General features: G+C 76.0%; 9 protein-coding genes. All 9 read left to right on the plus strand.

Going from position 1 to position 7,428, the window contains the following annotated elements; genetic code table 11:
- Positions 1–82: 82 nt before the first annotated feature.
- Positions 83–649, plus strand: coding sequence for an RNA polymerase sigma factor (locus PV410_RS17550; RefSeq protein WP_500325543.1), 567 nt, complete (start codon positions 83–85; stop codon positions 647–649).
- Entirely contained in the window at positions 643–1,533 is an 891-nt protein-coding gene (locus tag PV410_RS17555; RefSeq protein ID WP_500325545.1) for a zf-HC2 domain-containing protein, read from the plus strand. Before PV410_RS17550 ends, PV410_RS17555 begins: the two co-directional genes overlap by 7 nt.
- Positions 1,530–2,315 (plus strand): ABC transporter ATP-binding protein, encoded by a 786-nt coding sequence (locus PV410_RS17560; RefSeq protein ID WP_500325547.1) that lies wholly within the window; start codon positions 1,530–1,532, stop codon positions 2,313–2,315. Before PV410_RS17555 ends, PV410_RS17560 begins: the two co-directional genes overlap by 4 nt.
- A complete protein-coding gene (locus tag PV410_RS17565; protein WP_500325549.1) occupies positions 2,312–3,637 on the plus strand; it encodes a hypothetical protein in 1,326 nt (441 codons plus the stop codon). The genes PV410_RS17560 and PV410_RS17565 overlap by 4 nt, the downstream gene beginning before the upstream one ends.
- Positions 3,638–3,668: 31 nt before the next feature.
- Positions 3,669–4,280, plus strand: coding sequence for a hypothetical protein (locus tag PV410_RS17570; protein WP_500325551.1), 612 nt, complete (start codon positions 3,669–3,671; stop codon positions 4,278–4,280).
- A 45-nt stretch (positions 4,281–4,325) separates the two neighbouring features.
- Positions 4,326–5,009, plus strand: a complete 684-nt coding sequence (locus PV410_RS17575; protein WP_500325553.1) for a spermidine synthase family protein — start codon at positions 4,326–4,328, stop codon at positions 5,007–5,009.
- A 61-nt stretch (positions 5,010–5,070) separates the two neighbouring features.
- Complete coding sequence (locus PV410_RS17580; protein ID WP_500325555.1) at positions 5,071–5,817, plus strand: response regulator transcription factor; 747 nt, start codon at positions 5,071–5,073, stop codon at positions 5,815–5,817.
- The gene (locus PV410_RS17585; RefSeq protein WP_500325557.1) at positions 5,814–6,911 is read left to right on the plus strand and encodes a HAMP domain-containing sensor histidine kinase; all 1,098 of its coding nucleotides are present in this window, start codon (positions 5,814–5,816) and stop codon (positions 6,909–6,911) included. Before PV410_RS17580 ends, PV410_RS17585 begins: the two co-directional genes overlap by 4 nt.
- A gap of 204 nt (positions 6,912–7,115) precedes the next feature.
- Positions 7,116–7,428 (plus strand): 2-oxoglutarate dehydrogenase E1 subunit family protein (locus PV410_RS17590; RefSeq protein ID WP_500325559.1); only part of this gene is annotated, 313 nt, incomplete at its 3' end.

Here is a 7,428-nt window from a genome sequence, read left to right on the forward strand (position 1 = left end):
CACGGTGCGCGCCTCCTCCGCCGCCCCCGAGAACCGTTCGCGGGGGCGGCGGCGATAGAGGGGCGTGAGACTCTTCCGCCCCATGAGCCATGAGCCGCCCGGGGACGACGCGCTGATGCGCGCGATCGCCCGGGGCGACACCCAGGCCCTCGCCGATCTGTACGACCGCCATTCCGGATGGCTGCACGCCCGGCTCACGCGGCGCTGCCCGGACCCGGAGACCGTCCGGGAGGTGCTGCAGGACACCTTCATGGCGGCCTGGCGCTCGGCGGGCACCCACGGCGGCGGAGCCGCGGGCGGCTGGTTGTGGGTGATCGCCGCCCGGCGGCTGGCGGACGCCCGCCGCGCCGCGGTGCGGGCCGGCACCCGCGACCTCCTGGCCGCGGAGGAGGCCGGCACCACCCCCTCCGCCGAGGAGCACGTCCTCGCCGGCCTGGAGTACGGCGACGTCGGCGCCGCGCTCGACCGGATCTCCCCCGAACTGCGGGCCGTCCTGCGGGCGACCGTGATCGACGGCCTCACCACGCGGGAGGCCGCGCGCCTGCTCGGGATACCCGAAGGCACCGTCAAGACCCGGGCCTCGCGGGCGCGCCGCGAACTGCGCGCCGCCCTCGCCGCCCTCGGCACCGCAGGAGGAGCCGCATGCTGACCCCCGCCCGGGGACGCCTCGCGTGGCGCACCCCCGGAACCCCGCAGGCGGACCGGACCGGCTGGCACGTGCCGGACGGCACGGCCGCCGCCTACGCCGACGGCACGCTCGCCGACCCCGCCGCCTGGTCGGTGGACAAGCACCTGGAGTCCTGTGCGGCCTGCGCCGCCCGGATCTCCTCGCTGGCCAGGGCGGGCGAGGGCGGAGCGGTCCTCTCCGGGGTCCGGGCCGCGGTGCTCACCGCGGCCACGGGCAGCGTGCCCGCCCCGGAACCGCCGCTCGCGCGGGCGGCCGGGGCCCGGCCCTGGCGCGCCGCCGTCCGGTCCGCGCGCACGCTGCGTCCGGCCTGGGTGGCGTCGGTGCTGCTGACGCTGGCGGTGGCCGTGGCCCTGACGCGTCTGGGCGGGGCGCCGCAGGGACGCCCCTGGCTTCTGCTGCTCGCCCCGGCGCTGCCGCCGGTGGGCGTGGCCCTCGCGTACGGGAGGTACGGCGACCCGGCCCACGAACTGGCCGCGTCGACGCCCTCCGGGGGGCTGCGGCTGCTGCTCACGCGCACCGCAGCCGTGCTGGCGGTGTCCGTGCCGCTGCTGACCGCCGCCGGAGGCGTCCTGGCGGGCACGGGCGCCGCGGTGGCGTGGCTGCTGCCGGGGCTCGTGCTGACCGGGGCCACGCTCGCGCTGGGCAGCTGGACCGGCTGCCACCGGGCCGCCGCCGTGGTGACGGCCGGCTGGCTGTGCGCCGTCGTCCTCTGCGGGCTCCCGACCGGGTCCGCGCCCCTGCTGCTCTCCCCCGCCGCGCAGCCCGCCTGGGCCGCGGCCGGCGCCGCCTGCGCCCTTCTCCTGACCCTTCGCCGTACCGCTTTCGACCACCTGGAGCGCCCATGACGACCGAGCCGACCGTCTCCCTCGACGGTCTGACCGTGAGACATCGCCGGACCACCGCCCTGGACGCCCTCGACCTGCGCGTCGGGCGCGGGGTCCACGGACTGCTCGGGCCCAACGGCGCCGGGAAGACCTCGCTGATCCGGGTGCTCGCCACCGTGGCCGGGTACCGGTCGGGCCGCCTGGAGCTGCTGGGCCACGACCCGGCGACGCAGGCCGGACGCACCGCGATCCGGCGGCGCCTGGGCTACCTGCCGCAGGAGTTCGGCTACTACCCGGGCTTCACGGTGCGCGAGTTCGTGGCGTACGTGGCCTGGCTGAAGGAGATGCCCAAGGCCGCGGTGCCGGCGGCCGTCGACCGCGCGATGGAGCGGGTCGGCGTCGCCGGGCGCGCCGACGTGAGGATCAGGACCCTGTCCGGCGGCATGGTGCGCCGGGTCGGTATCGCCCAGGCCATCGTCAACGACCCCGACCTGCTGCTGCTCGACGAGCCGACCGCCGGTCTCGACCCGGAACAGCGGGTGCAGTTCCGCGCCCTGCTCAGGGAAGTGGGCGCCACGGCGACCGTCCTGGTCTCCACCCATCTCGTCGAGGACGTGGCCACCGCCTGCACGGAGGTGACGCTGCTCGACGGCGGACGGACCGCCTTCCGCGGCACCGCGGCGGAGCTGGCCGCGGCCGGGGACGACGACGCGGCCGGGGACAGCCCGATCGAACGCGGCTACACGGCGGCGCTGCGCCGTCACCGCGGTGCGGCCTCCGGCGTCCGGGAGGCCGCCGTATGAGCGCCCCGGGCACCCTGGCCACCGCTCCCCCGGCGCCTCCCGCCGCGCCCCGTGTCCACCGCGTTCACCGTGTCCACCGCACCGAGCTGCTCCGCGGCTTCGGGGCGTGGACGGGGGCCGCCGTGGCCGGCGGCGTCCTCGTCACCGTCCTGGCCAGGCGGTACTCGCTGGGTGACGACTGGGCGGTGCTCCACGGCGCGCTGCGTGAGGCGGGCCTGCTCCTCGGCGGTCCGCTCGCCCTCGCCGCCGGCTGCTGGCAGGGCGGCCGCGAGCGGCGGCGCGGCACCGGCGACCTGCTCGCCTCGGCCGCGCGGCCGCCGCTGCGCAGGGCGCTGGTCGCGGCCCTGCCGTCGATGGCCTGGCCGGTGCTGGGCTATCTGGCGGCGGTCGGCGTGTGCCTGGCGCTGGTCCTTCCGTACGCGTCCCACGGGCACCCCGCGTGGGACCGGCCGGCCGCGGACGCGGTGGCGCTCGGGGCCCTGGGCGCGCTCGGCTTCGCGGCGGGGCGGGCACTGCCCTGGCGCTTCGCGGCACCGCTGCTCGCGGTCGCCGGGTATCTGCTGCTCGGCATCGGCGCCTACGGCGAGTCGGGGGCCACGGTACTCAGCCCCGCGTACGCCGGCCCCTCCGGTGACGCCCCGGTGTGGTGGGCCGCCCCTCTCGCGGCGGTGTGGTTCGCCGGAACGGCCGCCGCCGCGCTGCTGGCCGGTCACGCCAGGCGGCGGGTGCTCGCCGTCCTGCCGCTGGTCGTCGCCGTCGCGGCCGCGTCCGTCCTGTACCGGAGCGGCGCGGACCTGTGGCGGCCCGACCCCGCCGCGTCCGCGCTCGTCTGCGACCGGGGCACCCCCACGGTGTGCGTCCGCGCGGCGCACGGCTCGGCCCTGCCCGCGGTGCGCGCGGTGGTGGACCGCGTCGACGCCCGGCTGGACGGCGCCCCGGGGGCGCCCGTCCGGTACCGCGAGGGGGGATCGTCGGAGACGGCGCCGCCCGGGGAGGTCCGGTTCCAGCTGTACGGCGGCGTCTTCCGAGGCCGCCTGGGCGACGACGGCATGCTCTACCGGGACCTCGTGTACGCGGTCTCCTCCTCGGCCGCATGCGAGGGGGACCGAGCCGGAGACCGCGCCTACGCCAACGAGTACGCCGCCCAGGAGTGGCTGCGCCTCGGGCGTCCCCTCTTCCCCGCCGGCCAGGCCGAGAACCGCCTCGCGCGGGCGGCGGCGCAGCGCCTGCGCGCCATGACGGCCGCCGACCGCCGTGCCTGGTTCGGCCGCTACCTGGCCGGCGTCCGGGCCTGCGACGTCGGCGGGGTCCCGGCGCCGTGACCCCCACCGGACCCGTCGAGGAGCCCTCACGATGACGCCAACCCTTCTGCCCCTCTATGTCCGCTCACGCGGTCTGCCCGGCGCCGCCGCCGCGCTGGCCGTCCTCTTCGCCGCCTCCCGCTGGGGCGCGGACTGGCTGGTCAGCCGGCCGTTCTTCGACACCGGCGCCCGCGTCCCGGTGGTCGTCCTCGCCCCGGTCCTCGCGGCGGCCGTCACCGGGATCTCCCTCCACACCCACTCCGGGGAAGTGGACCGTGGCGCCCCGCTGCCCTGGTGGCGGTGGCGGGCCGTGCACCTGCTCGCCCTCACCGGGCCTGCGGTGCTCTGGCTGGGCGCAGCGGTCCCCGGGGACCCGGACCGCTTCGGTGCCCCGACGATGGTCCGGGGCGTCCTCGGCTTCACCGGTCTCGCGGCCGCGGGCGCCGCCGTCCTGGGTGCCCGGCTGAGCTGGCTGCCGCCCGTGCTCTACGGCGGCAGCGTCTACCTCGCGGCTCCCCGCACCCCGGGCGGGGCGGCCGCGGTGTGGGCCTGGTCGATGCAGCCGGGCGCCCAGCCCGCGGCCTGGGCAACCGCCGCCGTCCTCTTCGCGGGCGGCGTCGCGCTGGTGGCCGTCCGGGGGACGGCCCCGGGCGGCTGCGGGTGAAAAACCCCGTCCGGCCCGGAGGGGTCATCTCATTACCCTGGGTCCATGGACGCGAACGAAGAGGAACGGCCCGTCACGCTCGACCGTCGTGACGGGCCGTACGGGGAGGTCGCGCTCCGGCGCAGGGGCGGCCGCTACGAGATCATCGCCAACGGCACCTTCCTGATGGACACCTCCGACGGCCGCTCGGAACGGCTGCTGGTCGACGCGGCGCTGGACGCCCTCCCGGCGGACCGGGCGGAGCTGTCGGTGCTGATCGGCGGCCTCGGGGTGGGCTTCTCGCTCGCGCGGGCGGCGGCCGAGCCGCGCTGGGCGCGGATCGCGGTGGCCGAGCGGGAGCGGGCGGTGATCGACTGGCATCACGCGGGCCCGCTGGCAGACTTCTCCGAGCACGCGCTCGAGGACCCGCGGGTGAGCGTCGTCGAGGGCGATCTGGTGGCGTACGTGCGGGAGGCGGACGTGACGTACGACGCGCTGTGCCTGGACATCGACAACGGCCCCGACTGGACGGTCACCGAGGGCAACGGGGGGCTGTACGGACCGGAGGGTCTGGCGGCCTGCAGGGAGCGGCTCGAACCCGGCGGCGTACTGGCGGTATGGTCTGCGCAGCCGTCCGCCGCGTTCGACGACGCCTTGAGGTCGGCGCAGTTCACGCAGGTCCGGACCATCGAGATCCCGGTGAATCGGGGCGTTCCGGATGTCGTGCACCTGGCAATCAAACCCGCATAGCCGCGTCGCCGTCCCGCCCCGTACGCTGCTGCGCAACGCAAACGACCATGGGGGACCCCACATGGACAGCACACAGCCGACGACCGCCGACGCCGCAGCGGTGGCGGCCACCCCCGGTGCGCAGCGCCGCGTGCTGGTGGTGGAGGACGACGCGACGATCGCCGACGCCATCGCGGCACGCCTGCGGGCCGAGGGCTTCCAGGTCCGCACCGCGGGCGACGGCCCCGCCGCCGTGGAGACCGCCGCCTCCTGGCAGCCCGACCTCCTCGTCCTCGACGTCATGCTCCCCGGGTACGACGGCCTGGAGGTCTGCCGCCGCGTGCAGGCCTCGCGGCCGGTCCCGGTGCTGATGCTGACCGCCCGCGACGACGAGACCGACATGCTGGTCGGGCTCGGCGTGGGCGCCGACGACTACATGACCAAGCCCTTCTCGCTGCGCGAGCTGGTCGCCCGGGTGCACGTGCTGCTGCGCCGCGTGGAGCGCGCCACGATCGCCGCCCGCGACCCGCGCGGCGCCAACATGCAGCTCGGCGACCTGGAGATCGACAACGCCCAGCGGCGGGTCCGGGTCCGGGGCGCCGACGTGCACCTCACCCCGACCGAGTTCGACCTGCTGGTCTGCCTGGCCCAGCAGCCGCGCGCGGTGCTCTCCCGGGAGCAGCTGCTCGCCGAGGTCTGGGACTGGGCGGACGCCTCCGGCACCCGCACCGTCGACAGCCACGTCAAGGCGCTGCGGCGGAAGATCGGGGCGGAGCGCATCCGTACCGTGCACGGCGTCGGCTACGCGCTCGAGACGCCCACGCCGTGAGCCCCTACAGCGCGCCGCGCCCGCCGAAGCTGCGGGAACGTGCCTGGGCCGCGCTGAGGCCGTACGACCCCTTCCGGTCGATCAAGGCGGCGCTGCAGTACCTGGTGCTCGCCTCCGTGCTGATCACCACGGGCCTGATCTTCGTGGCGATGCACTCCGCGACCGAGATCCGGATCATCACCATCTTCTCGATCATCGCCTCGCTGCTGATCTCGCAGCTGGTGGCGCACGGGCTGACCGCGCCGCTGCGCGAGATGACCTCGGTCGCCAGCGCCATGGTGCGCGGCGACTACAGCCGGCGGGTCACCGCGGTGCGCCGCGACGAGGTCGGCGAACTGGCCGAGACCTTCAACCGGATGGCCGCCGACCTGGAGGCCGTCGACCGGCACCGCAAGGAGCTGGTGGCGAACGTCTCACACGAGCTGCGCACCCCGATCGCGGCGCTCCGCGCGGTCCTGGAGAACGTCGTCGACGGGGTCTCCGAGGCCGACACGGAGACGATGCGCACCGCGCTGCAGCAGGCGGAGCGGCTGAGCCTGCTCGTCGCCCACCTTCTGGACCTCTCCCGCCTGGACAACGGCATCGTGCCGCTGGACGCCAAGCGCTTCGAGGTCTGGCCGTACCTGTCGGCCGTGATCAAGACGGCCGGCCTCGGCCTGAAGGACGCCAGGGCGCACGGCGGCCGGGCGCGCAAAGACGTCCACCTCCACCTGGACGTCTCACCGCCGGAGCTGACCGCGTACGCGGACGCGGAGCGGCTGCACCAGGTGGTCGCCAACCTGATCGACAACGCCGTCAAGCACAGCCCGCCCAGCGGCCGGGTCACCGTCCGGGCCCGGCGCGGCACCGGTCCGGGCAGCCTCGACCTGGAGGTCCTGGACGAGGGCCCCGGCATACCCGAGGCCGAGCGCACCCGTGTCTTCGAGCGGTTCAACCGCGGCACCGCGGGACCGGGCGACGGCGGGACGGGGCTGGGACTGGCGATCGCGCGCTGGGCGGTGGACCTCCACGGCGGACGCATCGCGGTGGCCGAGTCCCCCCGCGGCTGCCGGATCCGCGTCACCCTCCCAGGGTCGGCGACGGCGTCGGCTTGACGCTCCCGCCAGGGCGGACGTTGCCAGAGGCAACCGGACCAGTCGATTCAGGTCCCCATTCCCGCCAAACTCCGCCCCGAAACCGCCTTTCCGATGTGACTTAGGCGACGACTGGCCTCCCCGCCTGCGGGAAACGCTCAGGTAGGCGTAGCCTTTATTTCCGCTGTCCATCACCTTGTGAAGCGGAAGAGGGCGGTTGCCGCCGTGTCGCCACACCCCAGTAGCTCGAGCGTCCCGACCGAAACCGATGGGCAGGGCCAGGGCCCTGCCGCGGGCTTCGGGCCTAACGAGTGGCTTGTCGATGAGATCTACCAGCAGTACCTCCAGGACCCGAACTCGGTGGACCGAGCCTGGTGGGACTTCTTCGCCGATTACAAGCCGGGAGCGGATACGGGTTCCGCAGTCGCCTCGGGCCAGCCTCAGGCGGCCCCCGCAGCGCCTCCGGCCGCTCCGGCCGTGCCCGCTGCCCCCGCACCGGCCGCTCCGGCCCCGGCGCCCGTGACGCCCGCCGCCGCGC

The sequence above is a fragment of the Streptomyces sp. PA03-5A genome (assembly GCF_033792725.1).
In the GTDB taxonomy this organism is placed as follows: Bacteria; Actinomycetota; Actinomycetes; order Streptomycetales; family Streptomycetaceae; genus Actinacidiphila.

Coding starts and splice junctions, on each gene's coding strand:
- PV410_RS17550 (WP_500325543.1), top strand. CDS start 83: ATGAGCCATGAGCCGCCCGGGGACGACGCGCTGATGCGCGCGATCGCC.
- PV410_RS17555 (WP_500325545.1), top strand. CDS start 643: ATGCTGACCCCCGCCCGGGGACGCCTCGCGTGGCGCACCCCCGGAACC.
- PV410_RS17560 (WP_500325547.1), top strand. CDS start 1,530: ATGACGACCGAGCCGACCGTCTCCCTCGACGGTCTGACCGTGAGACAT.
- PV410_RS17565 (WP_500325549.1), top strand. CDS start 2,312: ATGAGCGCCCCGGGCACCCTGGCCACCGCTCCCCCGGCGCCTCCCGCC.
- PV410_RS17570 (WP_500325551.1), top strand. CDS start 3,669: ATGACGCCAACCCTTCTGCCCCTCTATGTCCGCTCACGCGGTCTGCCC.
- PV410_RS17575 (WP_500325553.1), top strand. CDS start 4,326: ATGGACGCGAACGAAGAGGAACGGCCCGTCACGCTCGACCGTCGTGAC.
- PV410_RS17580 (WP_500325555.1), top strand. CDS start 5,071: ATGGACAGCACACAGCCGACGACCGCCGACGCCGCAGCGGTGGCGGCC.